At 68.5% G+C, this 16,833-nt stretch carries 13 protein-coding genes and 1 pseudogene; 2 read left to right on the top strand and 12 right to left on the bottom strand.

Annotated elements, in window-relative coordinates; translation table 11 throughout:
* Positions 1 to 3: 3 nt before the first annotated feature.
* From ACFY1H_RS24200 to ACFY1H_RS24185, 4 genes are all read right to left on the bottom strand, one after another.
* On the bottom strand, positions 4 to 291 hold the full coding sequence (locus tag ACFY1H_RS24200) for an acyl carrier protein (RefSeq protein WP_386949763.1): 288 nt from the start codon (positions 289 to 291) through the stop codon (positions 4 to 6).
* A 141-nt stretch (positions 292 to 432) separates the two neighbouring features.
* Entirely contained in the window at positions 433 to 2,028 is a 1,596-nt protein-coding gene (locus tag ACFY1H_RS24195) for an acyl-CoA ligase (AMP-forming), exosortase A system-associated (protein ID WP_386950514.1), read from the bottom strand.
* A 168-nt stretch (positions 2,029 to 2,196) separates the two neighbouring features.
* Positions 2,197 to 3,201 (bottom strand): TauD/TfdA family dioxygenase, encoded by a 1,005-nt coding sequence (locus ACFY1H_RS24190; RefSeq protein WP_366581357.1) that lies wholly within the window; start codon positions 3,199 to 3,201, stop codon positions 2,197 to 2,199.
* Positions 3,202 to 3,271: 70 nt separating this feature from the next.
* Positions 3,272 to 6,088, bottom strand: coding sequence for a Pls/PosA family non-ribosomal peptide synthetase (locus tag ACFY1H_RS24185; protein ID WP_386949759.1), 2,817 nt, complete (start codon positions 6,086 to 6,088; stop codon positions 3,272 to 3,274).
* Between the two features lie 1,150 nt (positions 6,089 to 7,238).
* Here ACFY1H_RS24185 and ACFY1H_RS24180 point away from each other — a divergent pair.
* Entirely contained in the window at positions 7,239 to 7,619 is a 381-nt protein-coding gene (locus ACFY1H_RS24180) for a twin-arginine translocase TatA/TatE family subunit (protein WP_386949756.1), read from the top strand.
* Between the two features lie 69 nt (positions 7,620 to 7,688).
* On the opposite strand, the gene ACFY1H_RS24175 is transcribed toward ACFY1H_RS24180, so the two are convergent.
* The 3 genes and pseudogenes from ACFY1H_RS24175 to ACFY1H_RS24165 all read right to left on the bottom strand — a co-directional run.
* Positions 7,689 to 9,689, bottom strand: coding sequence for an APC family permease (locus tag ACFY1H_RS24175; protein ID WP_386949753.1), 2,001 nt, complete (start codon positions 9,687 to 9,689; stop codon positions 7,689 to 7,691).
* 211 nt (positions 9,690 to 9,900) lie between these two features.
* The gene (locus ACFY1H_RS24170) at positions 9,901 to 10,023 is read right to left on the bottom strand and encodes a hypothetical protein (RefSeq protein ID WP_386950511.1); all 123 of its coding nucleotides are present in this window, start codon (positions 10,021 to 10,023) and stop codon (positions 9,901 to 9,903) included.
* A gap of 37 nt (positions 10,024 to 10,060) precedes the next feature.
* Positions 10,061 to 10,549, bottom strand: a pseudogene (locus ACFY1H_RS24165) (RNA polymerase sigma factor); the annotation flags it as partial.
* 93 nt (positions 10,550 to 10,642) lie between these two features.
* Here ACFY1H_RS24165 and ACFY1H_RS24160 point away from each other — a divergent pair.
* A complete protein-coding gene (locus tag ACFY1H_RS24160; protein ID WP_386949750.1) occupies positions 10,643 to 11,086 on the top strand; it encodes a hypothetical protein in 444 nt (147 codons plus the stop codon).
* A 378-nt stretch (positions 11,087 to 11,464) separates the two neighbouring features.
* On the opposite strand, the gene ACFY1H_RS24155 is transcribed toward ACFY1H_RS24160, so the two are convergent.
* Genes ACFY1H_RS24155 through ACFY1H_RS24135 form a run of 5 tightly spaced genes read right to left on the bottom strand, consistent with a single transcriptional unit; the run spans position 11,465 to position 16,818 of the window.
* Positions 11,465 to 11,683 (bottom strand): hypothetical protein, encoded by a 219-nt coding sequence (locus ACFY1H_RS24155; protein ID WP_366581371.1) that lies wholly within the window; start codon positions 11,681 to 11,683, stop codon positions 11,465 to 11,467.
* On the bottom strand, positions 11,680 to 13,527 hold the full coding sequence (locus ACFY1H_RS24150) for a hypothetical protein (protein ID WP_366581373.1): 1,848 nt from the start codon (positions 13,525 to 13,527) through the stop codon (positions 11,680 to 11,682). Before ACFY1H_RS24150 ends, ACFY1H_RS24155 begins: the two co-directional genes overlap by 4 nt.
* Complete coding sequence (locus ACFY1H_RS24145; RefSeq protein ID WP_386949746.1) at positions 13,524 to 13,877, bottom strand: hypothetical protein; 354 nt, start codon at positions 13,875 to 13,877, stop codon at positions 13,524 to 13,526. Before ACFY1H_RS24145 ends, ACFY1H_RS24150 begins: the two co-directional genes overlap by 4 nt.
* Positions 13,874 to 16,036 carry a glycosyltransferase gene (locus ACFY1H_RS24140; protein WP_386949743.1) on the bottom strand — a complete coding sequence of 721 codons (2,163 nt, stop codon included), beginning with the start codon at positions 16,034 to 16,036 and terminating at the stop codon, positions 13,874 to 13,876. The genes ACFY1H_RS24145 and ACFY1H_RS24140 overlap by 4 nt, the downstream gene beginning before the upstream one ends.
* Positions 16,036 to 16,818 (bottom strand): glycosyltransferase family 2 protein, encoded by a 783-nt coding sequence (locus tag ACFY1H_RS24135; RefSeq protein WP_386949740.1) that lies wholly within the window; start codon positions 16,816 to 16,818, stop codon positions 16,036 to 16,038. The genes ACFY1H_RS24140 and ACFY1H_RS24135 overlap by 1 nt, the downstream gene beginning before the upstream one ends.
* Positions 16,819 to 16,833: the final 15 nt, after the last annotated feature.

The following is a 16,833-nucleotide window of genomic DNA, read 5'->3' as shown; positions in this document are numbered from 1 at the left end:
GACTCAACTGCGCGGCCCCCGGTACACCCTGGACTCCACGAACGCCGCGAGCCGCCCGAGTGTGTCGAAGATTTCACACGCGATCTCGTCGATCTCTATTTCGATCCCGAACCGTTTCCGCAAGGCGATAATGAGCTTGACGACGGTGAGCGAATCGAGCTCGGGGAGATTGCCGTACAGTCCCGTCTCCGGCCCGAGGTCATCGGCCTGGTCCTCGATGTCCAGCGTGCCCACCACGACGGCCTTGACGTCCTCGAAAATCGCTTGCGAGATCTCTGGCGAGCGAGGCATGCGGATCCTCCTCATTGGGCACACAGGCCCGACGGCCTGCGATCTGCATCAACAGTTCCCCGGTGCCGGACGTCCGGGAACGCGATAAGCCGTCGGCGTTTGCGAACGGGCTGATCGTGGGGCGCGCGCGGGCGACGGCGGTCATGCGGGCTCCTGAGGGCGGGAGGCGGCGAGCTCGCGGCGAAGGACTGCCCGGTCGAACTTGCCGTTCGGCGATCGGGGCAGGGCGCTGCGGACCACCACCTCGGCGGGCACCATGTAGCCGGGCAGTTCCTGCCGCAAGCGCGCGGTCACCGCAGCCGGGTCGAAGCCGGCGGGGTCGCGGGGGGTCACGGCGAGGACGACCCGGTGGCCGAGCGCCTCGTCCTCGAGGCCGAGCGCTACGGCATCGTGGACGAGCCCGGTCTCGTAGGCCACTTCCTCGATCTCCTGGGGGCTGACCCGATACCCCGATGTCTTGATCATGTCGTCGCGCCGGCCGACGAAGTACAGGAAGCCCTCCTCGTCGCGGACGACGACGTCGCCGGACCAGACCGCCAGCTCAGGTGTACACAGCTCGATTGCACGGTTCGGTGCCGGCCGGAACCGCTCGGCCGTCCGCTGCGCGTCGTTCCAATAGCCCAAGGCGACGAGCGGACCTCGGTGTACCAGCTCACCCGGCTCGCCCGGGCCACACAGGCCGCCGTCCTCCCGGACCACGAGGATCTCGGCGTTCGGGATGGCCTGGCCGATCGAATCCGGCCGCCGGTCGACCTCCCGCGGGTCGAGGTAGGTGGAGCGGAACGCTTCTGTGAGGCCGTACATCAGGTACGGCGCCGCAGTCGGGAAGATCGCTCGCAGTCGTTGCAGGGTGACGCGCGGGAGGCGCCCTCCGGTGTTCGCGAAGTAGCGCATCCCGGCTACGGCCTCGGCCGGCCACGTCTGGGCCGCGAGCTGGATCCACAGCGGCGGTACACCGACCATCCCGCTGATGCGGTGCTCCGCGCACAGCCGGACGACATCTCCCGGCAGCAGGTAGTCGGCGAGCACCACGTTGGCACCAACGGAAAAGCCGGTCGTCAATTGGCTCAGTCCGGCGTCGAAGCTCAGCGGGAGAACTGCCAGGATGCGGTCTTCTGCCGTGTTGTTCAGGTAGGCGCTGACACTCTCCGCGCCGACGACCAGGTTGCGGTGCGACAGCACGACGCCCTTCGGGGCCCCGGTGCTGCCTGACGTGTAGAGGATCGCGGCCACATCCGTGTCGACGCCACCCGTCGGAGGACACACCGCCTGGGTTGCGCGCTCGGCGACCTCCGACCAGCAATGCACGCGGTAAGGGGCTTCCTTGTCCTCACCAGGCGAGTCGCCCACCACGAGGACGTGGGAGAGTGACTTGCAGGCGGCGAGCTCGGCGCGCAGGGCCCGCAGCCGATCCGGGGACGTCACCAGTACCCGCACGGCGCAGTCATCGAGAATGTGCCTCACCTGCCTGGGCCGCAGCACGGGATTCACCGGGATGAACACGCCACCGGCCCGCGAGCAGGCGAGCAGCGCCACGACGGTCTCGATCCGCTTGTCCAGGAAGACCGCGACGCGCTCACCACCATCGAGCCCGAGATCGTGCAGGCCGGCGGCCGCTCGCTCCGTCCGCTCCAACAGATCCGCGTAGGAGATCGTGCTCCTTCGCGTGGTCAGGGCGGGCGTGTCGGGGGCGCGTCGGGCGGACCTGGCAACGAGGTCCGGCAACCGCATGATCATCACGGAAGGTTCCCTTCTGTTCGGTTCGCCTGGCCGCGGGCGAGGCTCAGCCCCCTCCCGCGCCGGCTCGGCCCGGAGGACAGGGCCGGGATCGCCCGGGTGCCGGACACCGGAAGTCGGCAACACCTCGGTGCGCATCCGACCGGCCGGCGCGCAGTGCCGACGTGGTCATCCGACGTCGATCTCGACGGTCGGCGAGCAGTCGGCCAGGTGAACCGGGTCCGCCATCCCGACCAGGACTTCGCGCGGTCCGGTGAAGGGCTCCCTGCTGTGCGCGCTGCGGATGTTGTCGACGAGCATCAGATCGCCCGCCTGCCAGGGCTCCCGCATGGTGTTGGCCTCGTACACCTCGTTGAGCAGCTGCACGACGTCCTCGCCTATCGGGTCGCCGCCGCCGAAGCGGGTGGTGAACGGCAGCCCGTCGGTGCCGTAGGTGTCGACCAGGAACTCGCGCACCTCGGGGTCGAGCGTCCACTCGTTGAGGAAGGCGATCTGGTTGAACCAGCAACGCCGGCCGGTGACCGGGTGCCGCACCACCGCGCTGCGGCGCTGCCAGGTGCGCAGCCCGCCGTCGGGCTGCCACTCGAACTCGATGGCATTGGCGCGGCAGTAGCTCTCGACCGCGCCGCGGTCCTCGGTGCCGAGCGCCTCGGCGAGCGACGCGCCGATCTCCTCGTTGTAGTTGCGGACGAGCATCCAGCCCTCCCGCTCGAGCCGTTCGACGAGGTCACCGGGCAGCGCGTCGAGCACGGCGGTCGAGTCCGCCACCCCGGTTGCCCCGCCCTCGGCGGGCGCGGACAGGCACGCGAACAGCATCAGGCCGGGAAACTCGAGGCGGTAGCTCAGTTCGTGGTGCATGCACATCGGCTGGTTCGGTGGCCACTTCGACGAGGAGTACACGCCGTCGGCGTAGGTCTGCCGCTCCGCGAACGCCTCTCTCTCGGTCATCAGGCCCGCGGTGGCCAGCCCGCGGAACACCTCGGTGACCTCGGCCGCATCGCGCAGCCCGAGACCGCGGACCAGGACCGCACCGTGCTCGGCGACGACGGCGCGCAAGGCGTCGCGGTGCCCGGCCGCCCAGTTCGGTCCGTCGCCGGTGGTCCCGGCTCGCAGCATCGGCACCCTGCCGGGCTGCAGATCCACGTCCAGCAGCAATGATGACGAGGACGACATCTCGATCTCCCTTCAGTTCCGACCGGAGGACGACTTCAGCTGTCCGGGCGTGGTGGCTCGGCAATGTCCTTTAAGGACACCGCGCGACTACGGCGGTGCCGTTGTCCTCGCTGGTCTTTCGGACCTGTGGATCGCCCGGTTGCTCGTGCATCTCTGTGGCGGGGTTTCCGCCCCACCGTGTGTTCGGTGGCATTTCCTCGCCCTTCATGAGGAAGGAGCCGGTGGCGAGCACGGCGCCGTCGCCGGTCGTCACGCCATAGTGGACGAAGGCGCCGACCTCGAGGGTGCAGTCGGCACCGATCGTGGTGCGGTCCGACTTGAATCCGCCGTCCTCCTGCGAGTGGGTTTGGACGATGGTGTCCGCGTTGAGAGTGCAGTCGTCACCGATCGTGGTGAACGTCCGCTCGGGCACGCGGAGGCCGTCGTCGAAGACCCGGCGGCCGACCCGCATGCCCAGCAGCCGCCAGATCACGTTCTTGAACGGGGTGCCGTTGAAGGCGAGGACATAGGTGAGGGAACTGACTTTCCAGAAACGTTCGTGCCGCCAGAAAGCGCGGTCGTAGATCGAGCAGCCCTGCGGCACCAAGGCCTGCAGCGGCCGGAACAGCCGGTCGATCACGACGTTGTAGGCGACCGTGAAAACGATGATCACCGCGGTGGCCAGTGCGACCGCGAGTGCGAGCGAACCCACGAAGTGCAGGAGGTTGACCGCGGCCAGGTAGACCACGACGACGGACACGAAGAAGGTCCAGCGCACCAGCAGGAACAGCGCCATGCTGATGGTGTTGTAGACGGTCTTGGCCCTGAGGCCGCGGCGCAGCTCGTCTGCGCTGCTCACGTCGAGATCCCTGTCGCGCTTGACCGATCGTGGGATCTCGAAGCTGGGCGAGCCGAGCAGGCCCACGCCTTTCCGCACCTGTCCGTCGAGGGGCACCATGACCTTCGTTGCGAGGAGGCAGTTGTCGCCCGCCTTGCTCTGCGGGGGGTAGGCGATCATGTTTCCCAGGAAGTTGTCCGGCCCGATCGACGCCTGGGACAGGCGGAAGGAGGTGCTCGAGAAATCGGCGTTGATGATGGACAGCCCGTCCGCGACCATCGTTCCGCTGCCGGCCGCGCTGAGGAACGGGGTGTCGTGCTTGACCATTTCGCCGAAGTTCGAACCGGTTTGCCGCACCCCGCGGAGGCGGTAGCCCAGCCAACGCAGGTAGTAGATGATGTAGGAAGTTCCGCCGAAGAGAGTCGTGTAGAACCTGATGTTGGTCGTGCGGGTGATCGCGCGTTGAACCCAGTAGTGGAATCCGTACAGCGGATAGACCTTGTCCGGCTTGATGAACAGGTTCAGCACGCGCGGAACCGTTCCCACCAGCACGAGGCCGACGAGCATGGCGCCGAAGAAGAGCACGGCGGAGACAACCAGCGCGTCACGGAAGAACGTCCAGGTCGTGAGCGACACCGGTGCCGAGTCCAGCAGCGGGCCGAACTCCGGAACCCGCGGGATCGCGAAGTCCGCGATGCCGAACGTCAGCGGCAGGCCCAGCAGGAGCAGGTTCGCCAGCTGCACGGCCGAGAAGACCACCCGTCGTCCTGCGCCCACGTCGCGTGTTGTGACCGTCATCTGGGTCGTCTTCACGGCCCGCTGCGCGGGTGAGCCGATCCAGCGCTCCCCGGTGGGTATTGCCTGACCCACGTGCAGAGCGGACGAGTGCCCGAGCTGGGCCCCGTCACCCATCGAGGTCCGGATGTCGAGCACCGTCGCCTCGCCGACGAGCGCGTCCTTGCCGATGCTCACTGCACCCGTCTGGATGACGCCGTCGTGAGCTCGGTAGCCGTTGAAGAACGAGTCTTTCCGGATCACCGCGCCGTCGCCGATGCTGAGCAGGTCGGTGCACGCGGGCAGGTTCCTGGAGAAGATGACGGCGCCGCGCCCGATCTTCGCGCCCAGTGCCCTCAGGTAGAGCGCGTAGAGGGGCGAACCGACGAACAACATCATCGGGTTCCGCTGGATCAGCGTTTTGACGAGCCAAAAGCGGACGTACGCCAGGCTCCAGACGCGGATCTCCTGAGGCTTCCACCGGCCGATGAGCACCCACTTGACGAGGATCGGGACGGTGCACAGGCCGAAGAACATCGCACCGCCGAACGCGACGGAACGCAGGTAGACGTCGACCAGGTTCGGGCTGGCCGAGACCCAGTAGAAGCCCGTCACCCAGAGGGCCGCGGTGAGGGCGGGATAGCCGAGAAGGAACAGGAGTTGCAGCGCCCCGCAGAGGACGAACTTGCCCTTGCGAGCGGATCTCGGTGGGTCAGGGGAAACTGCCGGAGTTGCCGGCTGCGAGGCAGGTGCGGGTTCGGTGCCGGTTGTCGTGGTGAGGGCCGATGCAAGAGTCTGAATTGTCGGGTGCTGGTAGATGTCCGGCATCGATACCGAGGGCAGTTCGGGGCGTTTGCGTACTCGTGCGCAGAAGCGGGCCATGAGCATGGAGTCGGCGCCGAGGTCGTCGAAGAAGTTGCTGTCGGCCGCGATGTGGTCGGTGTCCACGATGCCGGCGAGTATCTCGGCGTAGAGCCGCTCGCATTCGGCGAGCGTGGTTGCCGGCTGCGAGGCAGGCGTGGTGGTGAGGGCCGCTGCGAGGGACCGAATTGTCGGGTGCTGGTAGATGTCCGGCATCGATACCGAGGGCAGTTCGGGGCGTTTGCGTACTCGTGCGCAGAAGCGGGCCATGAGCATGGAGTCGGCGCCGAGGTCGTCGAAGAAGTTGCTGTCGGCCGCTACGTGGTCGGTGTCCACGATGCCGGTGAGCACCTCGGCGTAGAGCCGCTCGCATTCGGCGAGCGTGGTCGGATTGTGCGCCGGCTCAGCGGTCAGGACGCCGTGGGAGTTTCCCATTTGGTGAACCTCTTGAATCAGCAGGAATCAGAGCGGTCTGCGCGACAAGCCGGCCTGACTCATGCGCGCGATCCGCACTGGCCTGGACTGCTGTCGGAGCTGGGGAGGGAACACGGGTGGCCGTACACCGGCGCGTTCTGCGGCAGCAAGGACGCGTGAAGTGTCCGGCTGTGGAACTCGCGTCATCGGCACAGCGATGTGATCGCCGGATGCAGGTACGCATCGTGCGACACCGGCAACAATCCCGTGCTCGTCCGTACGATGCGGAACCGGGCCCGTGGCGGGGAGCCGGCGCCGAGATCGTGGAAGGAGCGGCGGCAAGTCGAGACGCCGGCGCCGCCGGGTGTCGGGCAGCGCGCTCGGGCTCGATGGCCGGCGCATTGCGCTGGGCCGTGCCGTGAAAGCTGTCGCGCGCTCTCGGGCGGCGCTGGCGTCGCCCGAGTCTTCGCGGTGCCGAACCGTGTCTCATGTGACTGAACCCCCCGCCAACCCAGAAATTCCTGCGAAGACGTTCTTGATATGTCCCCCGCGCGATGCGGGAGATCGGAGCCGGCTGCTCAAGAAGATCTGTTTTGATATCCGGAATCCAGCCTAGTGGTGAGCGACGCCCGGCTGTCAAGCCTTCGATAATTTACCGGGCGGCGCCCCTCGCGCGCGGGAGACAGCGCGACATTGGGGCAGGCTTTGTGCCGCCGCTTGCGCCGATTGGATCTTCGTTTTTGCTGTCTACGCCTGGGAGTGCCGCCACCCGCGACGTGATCGGGCTGCCGCGGCACCGCGCCGGTGATCCGGCCGGCACGTGCCGATCAAACGCATTGCCCGGCGAATGTGAACCGATTTCGCCGTCTGCCCAGGCAAACGAACAGTCCGCTCAGGTTAGTGCCAGGCAAAATGATCGCGCTTCACCCCGGAATCGGGAAACGCGGATATTCTCGGGCACGGCCGAGTCCTTGTGGTCGACGACGACCGCGCTATCGGTCAGGTTCTGCGCACGAGCCTGACCCGGCACGGACACGAGGTCACGTGATGCCACCACGCAAGGCATGTAACCGGTCTCATTCGCAGTATCTGCGAATGATCACAGGAATTCCACAGTATCCCCCTTACCATGGCGGGCAACAGCACCGCGGCGGGTGTGAGGGAGCGTGGCATGTTCGGTCTCAACCTGGAGCACCTGTCGGTCCTGTTGATCGCCGCGCTGTTCATCCTCGGCCCCGAACGGCTGCCGGAGACAGCCCGCTGGCTCGCTCGGACGATCCACAAGATCCGCAGTTTCGCCACGGGCGCCCAAGACCAGTTCCGTGCTGAACTGGGCCCGGAGCTCCAGCAGCTGCGTAAACCGCTGCAGGAGCTGCAAGCGCTGCGCACATTCGACCCGAAGACCGCGCTCGGGCGTTACCTGCTCGACGACGCGTTCACCGAGCCACACTCAGCGGCTGCCACCAACACCGCGCCCGCGGGCCCGGTGGCCACCGCCAGATCGCCGTTGAAGCCGGGTGAACGGCCCCCGGTCGACCCGGACGCCACCTGACCTCGCACCCCACACCGGCTCGGCAGCGAGCTGGCGGTGATCGCCCGATGCGAAGTCGCGTCGTCCTTGTCAGCGGCGCTGCGGGGTGATGCCGCGGCGGGTGTCGCCGGGGAGGGTGCGGACGCGATGGAGGTCGCGGCGGCTGGTCGAGTGCAGCTGCCAGGGCACGCTGGTGACCATGACTCCGGGTTCGAACAGCAGCCGCCCCTTGAGCCGCAACGAGCTCTGGTTGTGCAGGATGTTCTCCCACCAGCGGCCGACCACGTATTCGGGAATGTAGACGCAGACGACGTCGCGCGGGCCGGCGCGGCGGAGGTTCTCGACGTAGGCGACCACCGGGCGAGTGATCTCGCGGTAGGGCGACTCGAGCACCTTGAGCGGGATCTTCATGCCCCGTTGCTCCCATTCCCGTTGCAACGTGCGGGTGTCGGCGTCGTCGACGTCCACCGTGATCGCGGTGACGGTGTCGGGCCGCGTCGCACGGGCGAAGGCGATCGCGCGCTGACTGGGTTTGTTCAAAGTGGACACCAGCACGATCGCCTGGACGCGGCTGGGCAACAACCCGCTCTCGTCGTCCGCCTGGAGCTCTTCGCGGACGTCGCGGTAGTGGCGGTGGATGGCGCGCATCATCACCCACAGCACCGGTATCGCGATGACGACCAGGTAGGCGCCGTGGGTGAACTTCGTGATCAGGACGACGACGAGCACGATCGCGGTCAGCGTCGCGCCGACGGCGTTGATCAGCCGCGAACGCTGGATCGCCCGGCGCTGCCGGGTCTCGGTCGCGGTGGCGAGTTCGCGGTTCCAATGCCGGACCATACCCGCCTGGCACAGCGTGAAGGAGGTGAAGACGCCGAGGATGTAGAGCTGGATCAGCCGGGTCGTCGAGCCGTCGAACGCGAAGATCAGCACCCCGGCGACCAGCGCGAGCGCGATGATGCCGTTGGAGAACGCGAGCCGATCGCCGCGGGTGTGCAACTGCCGGGGCAGGTGCCAGTCCTGGGCGAGGATCGAGGCCAGCGACGGGAATCCGTTGAACGCGGTGTTGGCCGCGAGGATCAGGATCAGCGCGGTGGCGGCCTGCAGGAAGTAGAACAGCACCGACTGGTCGCCGCCGAAGACGGCGGCGGCGATCTGGCTGATCACGGTTCGCTGCGGGTCGCTGACGCAGTTCCCCTGGAAGCCGATGAGGTCGCAGGTGTTCTCGGCGACCCGGACGCGCGTGATCATCGCGAGCGCGGTGATGCCGCCGAACATGATGACGGCGATGGCACCCATCGCGGTCATCGTGCGGGCGGCGTTGGCGCTCTTGGGTTTGCGGAACGCGGGGACGCCGTTGGAGATGGCCTCGACGCCGGTGAGGGCCGTGCAGCCGGAGGAGAAAGCACGCAGCAGAAGAAAGGCCAGCGCCAGGCCGGTCAGGCCTGTTTGTTCGGGCCGGATGCCGTAGCCGGCGCTTGCGGCCACCGGGGCGTGCCCGGTGAGCAGCTGCGTGAACCCGAGCACGATCATCAGCACGACCCCGCCGACGAACAGGTAGGTCGGGATGGCGAACGTGCGGCCGGATTCGCGGATTCCGCGCAGATTCATTGCCGCCAGCAGCACGATGAACCCGATGTCCAGGCCGATGCGGTAGTTGTTGAGCGCGGGAACGGCGGAGATGACGTTGTCGACGCCGGAGGCCACCGAGACCGCGACGGTCATGATGTAGTCGACCATCAGCGCCCCCGCCACGACGAGGCCGGCGGAGCTGCCCAGGTTCTTCGACGCCACTTCGTAGGACCCGCCGCCGGTGGGGTAGGCGCGCACGACCTGCCGGTAGGACACGACCACGACGGTCAGGAGCACGGCGACGGCCAGGCCGATCCACGGCGCCGAACTCAGGTAGGCCAGGCCGCCGATGCTGAGGATGAGCAGGATCTGCTGGGTCGCGTAGGCCACCGAGGACAGCGGGTCGCTGGCGAAGATCGGCAGGGCGAGCCACTTGGGCAGCAGGGTCTCGCCGAGGGTGTCGCTCCGGAACGGCCGTCCGAGCACCAACCTTTTGAGCCATGACGCGGGTGCTGACACCTACCGGAGCGTGCATCGCTGTCTTGACTACCAGGGTAAGGAAAGTATCAACATCCGTGGCTCGGCGTAGGGATTTCGTCAAGACGCCTCAACCTTGGTCCTCAGGTGCGGCACAGCGTCCGGTTGCGCACCCGGCCACGAACCCGACGACCGGTTCGGCAGTCCCGCAGGCAGGTCCAGGGCGAGTTCCGGGCCGAGGGCGCACCGGAGCTCAGCCGTGGTCGACTCGTTCGGCGGCCAGCGAGCCCCGCAGCTTGCGCATCGCGGACCGGATGCGGGTTTTCGCCGTGCCCAGAGGGATGTGTTCGGTGTCGGCGATCTGTTGGGCGGTCATGCCGTAGATGCCGGCCATGACCAGCGCGCGCCTGCGGCACGGGCAGGGCGGTCAACCCGGTCTGCAACGCCGAAGCGTCTTCGTGCGCCGCCGCCAGCCGCTCGGGGCTGTCCACCACAGCCGTGAACTGCGCGGCGAGATCGCCCGGGTCCAGCGGGGTCGGTTGATGGGCGCGCACCATGTCGATGGCCAGGTTGTGCGCGATGGCGGTCAGCCAGGTGCGCACCGAGCCACGACGGGCGTCGTAGATCTCGGCGTGGCGCCACGCTCGTTCAAAAGTGAGCTGCGCGACGTCCTCGGCCAGTCTGCTGTCCCCGAGCACGGCGATCCCTACGCCGTAGACCGTCCGCTGGAAACGGCGCACGAACGCCACGGCGATCTCGGCCTCACCGGTGGCGAGGCCGGCGAGCAGCGTCTCGTCAGGAAGCAGCTCGACCGGAATGCCGATCCTGCCCACCTCTTCTCCTCCGAGCGGCGGGATTGCCCGGCAGGCGCTCGGGCCTGCCAGTTCGGCCTCCCGAGGCATGTCTGTCGACTGTATTCCGCATTCGCGCAATCCCGCACGAGCGCGCGTTCGTATCTCTTGCGACGACCCGTTGCACCGAGCTTGGAGGTAAGCATGCGGAACACCGGCACGCGCCGCGTCGGCAGGGTTGTCCTGCCGTTCGGCCTGGTGATGACTGCGGCATTGGCAACCGCATGCGGGGGTGGTGGCTCGCCCGGACCGGTGAGCACGATCAGCCGGCCCCCCTCTGCACCGCACTCGGCGACCGCGCCGGTGGGCACGACTGTGACCGCGACTCTGACCGACTTCCACATCGCCCTGTCCACTCAAAACCTCCATCCCGGCACCTACACCATCCACGCCGTCAACGCGGGCCAAACAGCGCACTCACTCGAGATCGACGGCCCAGGCGTTTCCGATCAGACCTTGCCCAGTGCCTTGAATACCGGCCAGTCGGGTGATCTGACTGTCACCCTGCAGCCCGGTAGTTACGAGATCTACTGTCCGGTGGACGCCCACAAAGAAGCCGGCATGGACCTCAAGCTCACCGTCAGCTGACCGCAGGCGGAGGCGAGGTGTCCGGTGCGAGCGCACCGAACGCGGCCGGCGGTGCGCGGCCCGGATCGACGCTGAAGTCGTCGTGAAGTCAGGCGACTGCCCGTCTCAGGTTCGGCCGGGAACGGTATGCGTACGAGTTGCGCGTACCCGGAGGAGTCAGCCGCGCAAGCGGAGCCGATGAAGGATATCCGCGAACAGCCCTGGCGGGCGGAAGCGGTTGCACTCGCCAGGAGGGCACAGCGCACATTCGGTTCCGCCACGATGATGGGTGTGCGCGTCACGATGGTGACCGCAGCGGCACTGGTCGCGCCCAGGGGTGGGGAAACTGATGGCGACCCTCCAGGTAGCCCGGGTTGATCGCCAGCATAGCCGACGCGATCAGAGCACAGTGTTGACGACGCGGAACAGGACCGCGGCGATGACGAGCACGGTGACCGTCACGCCGGCCCGGTCGAGCCAGAGCACGAGCGGCGTTCGTTCGTGGGATCTGCCGCGTTCTCCCGCGGCGCGCTCCGCCAGCACCGTGCGGGTGAGGACGATGGCACCGAATGCGCCTGCCGGCGCGAGGGTGAGGATCACCAGAAGGGTGTCGTTCATCGCGCCTCGTCTCCTGCTCGGGCCAGGAGACGGCTCCCGCCTTCGTCGAAGACCACGTGATACGTCCCGGCGCGAACGAGGTCGGCGACGAGCCGGTCGGTCCAGCCTGCCTGGAGCCCGTAGTTGATCTGCCCGTAGTTGTCCTGCGAGGGGGTTACCACGAAGTAGTCCGGCGCCGCGTCCTGAACGCAGGTGGCGACTCGGAAATACCGCGGGCAGGTGTCTTCGATCGAGGTCTGCGACACCACCCCGATCTTGTCGAAGCCCAGGGGCGTGGCGTCGGCGCTGAGGCCGCTGATCGTCTGACCCGGTTTGGCCAGCCGGTAGGCGTCCGCCACCGCGGCGACGTCGCTGCGGCTGTAGCTGAGGTAGGCGTCGCCGCCGCCCCGGGCGGTGATCGTCGCAAGGCCGAGCAACGTCAGCGTGAGCCCGACGACGACCGGCCGCACGTGGGGGAGCCGGCGTTCCACTCTCGTCGTCGCGGCCATCGCTCCCGGGGCCGCACGCGCGCCGAGTACCGCGTCGAGACCGGCCGCGGCGAGCAACGCGGCGAACGGCAGCGCGAACAGGTAGCAGCGGACGAAGACCTCACCTCCGTACGACTGGAGCGCGACCATCGCGAGCGGGGCGGCCGCGAGCAAGACCAGCGGGAGCGAGTGGAGACCCCGGCGGTGCCGCACCCACCAGCCGCCCAGGGCCAGCGCGCCGACGACGCCGGTCAGCCCGACGCGCACGAACAGGATGGCCGTGCGTTCGGCATCGCCGGTGAACCGGCCCGTGATGCCCTGGTCCACGGAGTTGCCCACCTGTCCGAAGTCGCCGACCACCATGTGCAGCTGGCCCTGCCAGAAGTCCTTGGCACCCAGCGAAAACCACACCAGCGCGGGTATCAGCACCAGCCAGGGCAGCCAGCTCGGCCACAGCCGCCGGGTCAGCACCATCACGAGAAGCAGCCCCGCCAGCACGAAAGGGGTCAGCTGGTGAGTGGGCGCGAGTGCCAGGGCGAAGACCACGATCAGTCCGTGTGCGACCAAGCGCTCGCGCGGCAGATTCGCGGGTGGCCGACGGCGAGCCCACCTCGACCGCGCAGGGCTCGCCAGGCCGGGGCGCAGCAGGTATCGCACGGTCAGCGCGAGCGCGGCGAGCATGATCAGGTAGCTGCCGGCCTGCGGCGACAGGTAGTCCTGCTCGGTCCACTCGGCAAGAAGGAAGACCCAGGTCGCGAGCCACCCCGCGCGCCCATTGCCGAAGACCGCCGCCGCGAGGGCGCGCATCCCCAGTACGGCGACCCCCGCGAAGACTGTCGGCGCCCACTGCAACAGAGGCGACGCGTCCGGCTGGCCGCTGGCCTTGGTGAGGAACGCGATCAACGAGAAGAACCCCGGCCACGAGAACCGCGCGTCGTAGCCCTGCAGCGCGTGCCCGTTCTCCGCTATGTAGCGCGCGAACCCCGTGTGCAGATAGGAGACTGTCAGCCGGGCCGTCTGCTCGCTCGCCGGCTGAAGGCCGTAGACCAGCACGACGCCGAGCGTGGTGAAACACGCCAGCAGGCGCGGGCGCGGGCGTCGCCGGACCAGTTCGAGCACCACCGCGGCCAGGAGCACCGGGTAGGCCGCCAGCAACACCGGCGACAGCGCGGTGATCAGGCCGAGGCCGTCGAGCTGTGTGGGCAGGACAGGGCGCAGTCCCAGAAGCCACAGCAGCGCGGCAACAAGGGCGAGCAGCGAACTCAGCACGTCGCGCCACTGCCGGCCGGGGAGGCCGGCGTCGGCGACTCGCGGCGGTGCTCCGAGGTCGCTTCTGGACAGCCGGAGTCGGGGAAGCGCGAGGGCGACTCTCGTCACGGCACCGTCCCCGCGGTACGGGGTGCGATGAGCTGCCAGAGCAGCGCGAGCACCGTGACCACGGCGACCGCCACAAATCCCGCCGTCGGATGCCACCAATGGGTCGAGACCATGACCTGCGCGACCAGCAACGTCCCCGAGATGCCGATCGCGATCGCCGTGATCCACTCCAAGGCCCGGGTGCCCAGCCGCAAGTGGACGACGATCGCCCACCCCGGGGCAAGGAGCACGAACGCGGTATTCACGTAAAGGCGCACCGCGCTGGTGACCTCCCAGGCAGCCAGCAGCAGCACGGTGACAGTCAGGCCGAGCAGGAGGGCGGCCACGGCTCGCCGCTCGTTCAGGCTCATCGCGGCCACCTCGACCTCGTGCGCCAGGCGCTGCGGGTGAGCGCTGCCGGACCCGAGACCAGGCCGGTGAGCTGGTCCAGCAGCAGCCGAGTTCCCGGGCCGGTCGAGCCGCTGTCCTGCGGCGATGAGCGCGTCCGGAGGATCCGGCCGGCGCGGTCGGGTACCACCGCGGCGACCCGCCGGAGGTCCTCGGGCCGGCGCAGCAGGTGCCGGACGAACATCGCCGACAACCCGACGCTGTAGGCGTGCAGGCGCTCGCGCAGCTGTGCCCATTCCGCACTGTGCTCGTGCCAGGCCACCGCGTGCGGTGTGTACACGATGGAGCCACCGGCGCGAGCTAGCCGCAGGAAAAGTTCGAGATCCTCGCCCGCGCGGGTGGGGGTTCCCGGTCCGAGCAGTGGATCGAACCCGCCGAGGCCGGCCAGGGTGGAGCGGCGCCACAGCGCGCAACCGCCCGGACCGAACCGGCCCGGGGCGAAGGGGTACATCGCGTCGTCGCCGGCGAGCTCGGGACCGAACACCTGGCGGCGTACACCTTGCCCGAACCCCTTCAGCTGCTCGAACGTTCGCTGAGCCGGAGTGTCCAGTGAACTGGGCAGCACCAGGCTGGTCGCGCAGTCGACGGCCTCGTCGGCGAGTTCGGCCACCAGGTTGGCGAGCCACCAGCGGTCGACCTCGATGTCGTCGTCGACGAAGGCGACCAGCTGCCCGCTCGCCGCGGCCAGGCCGGTATTCCGGGCCCGGCTGACGCCGGGTTCGGGTTCGGCGAGGTAACGCGTGCGCGAATCCTCGGACGCGAGTTCGGCCAGCGCGGCGGCTTCGGCCGCCTGCGGCCGGTTGTCCACCAGCAGCAGTTCCAGGTCCGGGTAGCCGGTCGCCAGCAACGACTTCACGCACCGCCGAACCGCGTCGGCACGGTCGGCGGTCGGTACCACGACGCTCACCCTCGGGGTCCGAGAGTCCGGTTCGGGCCGTGCCGGGGGAGTGGCGAGGTGAAGGCCGCTGAGGTCCACGCGGGGACCGGTGACGGGCAACCGGAGCAGGTCCAAGGTCCAGCGCCCGTCACGTACGAGCACCTGCGCGTCGCGATAGACGAGTTCGGGGTTCGCCGGAACCGGCAGTGTCGCCGCCCCTCGGCGGACGTCGAGCTCGGTGACCGCCGTCGCGGGCGCGGGTTCGCCGGTGGCCGGCCCCGGCCCGCTTCGCCGAGCCGACTCGCGCACGAAGCCCCCGGCCGCGGCCAGCAGCGCGGTGGCGATCCCGATGAGCGCCTTGCCCGAGTCTGTCCGCCGGTTCCGTGCGGACCGGACCAGTTCGCGTCCCACGGCGGCCGGGAGCACGCGGGCGACGTAGCGGCGCTCGGTGGCGACTGCGCTGCCGGTACCGGCCAACCGGCTCACGACCGCTTTGGACACCCCCTCGGACCAGCTGCGGCGGCGCAGGTATGACCAGCTCAAGCGGTCGGCGCTGACCTGGTGCGCGACCACCGCACGCGGCTCGAACAGGATTCGTGCCCGGGGCAGCCGTTGGCGGGCCCGGATGCACAACTCGGTCTCCTCGCACCCGAGGGGGAGCGCGCCCAGGCGGCCCACCCGGGTGGAGAAACCGCCGATCTCGTCGAACACTGTGCGGCGAAAGGACATGGTGCAACCCATGACGTTGCGCACTTCGGCGCGTGCGGTCGGCAAGCCCGCGTAGGTGCAGCCGACCACCCAGTCCAGCACCCCGTCGGAGGGAAGCCAGCCGGGACGGCCGGACCCCGGCGGCCACTGTGGCCGAGCCGCACCACCCACGGCGACGACATCGGGATCCGTGTAGGGCGCGAGCAGCTGCGCCAGCCAGCCGGGCAGGGCCGCGGCGTCGTCGTCGAGGAAGGCGATGACGTCACCGGTGCTGTGCGCGATCCCGGTGTTTCGGGCGCCGGACAGGCCTCGAGGCCCTTCGTTGTCGAGGACTTCGATCCCGGACAGTTCGGCGCGGGCGCGACGGGCCAGCTCCGGATTGTGGTCGACAACGAGCAGAATCTCCAGCGGAGCCGGGATCTGCCCGGCGGCGGAGGCGAGCGCGGCGCGGATCGTGTCCCACCGTGCGGTCGTGTAGGCACAGACGACGACCGAGGTCGCGGGCGGGCGCTCGCCGCCTTCCGCTTCGGGCACCATCACGCGATCTCCTGTGCAGGGACCTCGCCGGTCTCGGCCGGGCTTGGTTTCAGGCGAGCGCGATAGTGCCGGTGTTCCGCGACGATGGTGCGCAGGATCCGGGCGCCGTCGGCGAATGTGCGCAGGTTCGTCTCGCCGTAGATGCGGGGTCGTTCGAAGCTCGGTACCTCGGCGACCTCCAGCCCCGCGGCGACAACCCGGCAGCTCAGCACGGTCTCGATTTCGAACCCGTCACCCCAAAAGCCTCCCGCGGCGGGAGTGGTCGCGATGGTCGGTGGCAACTTGAGCTGAGGCACGATGTCTCGCCAGAACGCGTTGTAGCCGTAGCAAAGATCGGTGAACCTCGTGCGGTACAGGACGTTGGCCAACCTGTTGAGCGTGGCGTTGCCGGCTCGGCGCAACGCGGTGATGTCGTCGCTGCCGCCGTTGCGGCGGAACCGGGACCCCTTCGCGAAGTCGGCTCCCTGCACCAAAGTCTCCACGAACGCAGGAATCTCCGCCGGATCGGCTGATCCGTCGGCGTCGAACATCACGACGATGTCCCCGCCGGCGGCCTCGAAACCGCACGCCAGTGCGTTTCCCTTGCCGCGGCGGGTCTGCGTCAGCGTCACGATCGACGGCAGCACTTTGCGCGCAACCTCGACGGTCTGGTCCACCGAATGTCCGTCCACCAGCACGACCTCGTCGACTTCGGGCAGTTCCGGAAGGATCACCTCGAGGTTGCGTGCTTCATTGCGCGCGGGAATCACAATACTGATCTTCGGATTCGCGCACCGTCTCATCGAGCGCACCCTCTC

This window comes from Amycolatopsis sp. NPDC001319 (genome assembly GCF_042896185.1).
Lineage (GTDB): Bacteria > Actinomycetota > Actinomycetes > Mycobacteriales > Pseudonocardiaceae > Amycolatopsis.
The sequence above is the reverse complement of the archived record's forward strand: the minus strand, read 5'-3'. Positions and strand labels throughout refer to the sequence as shown.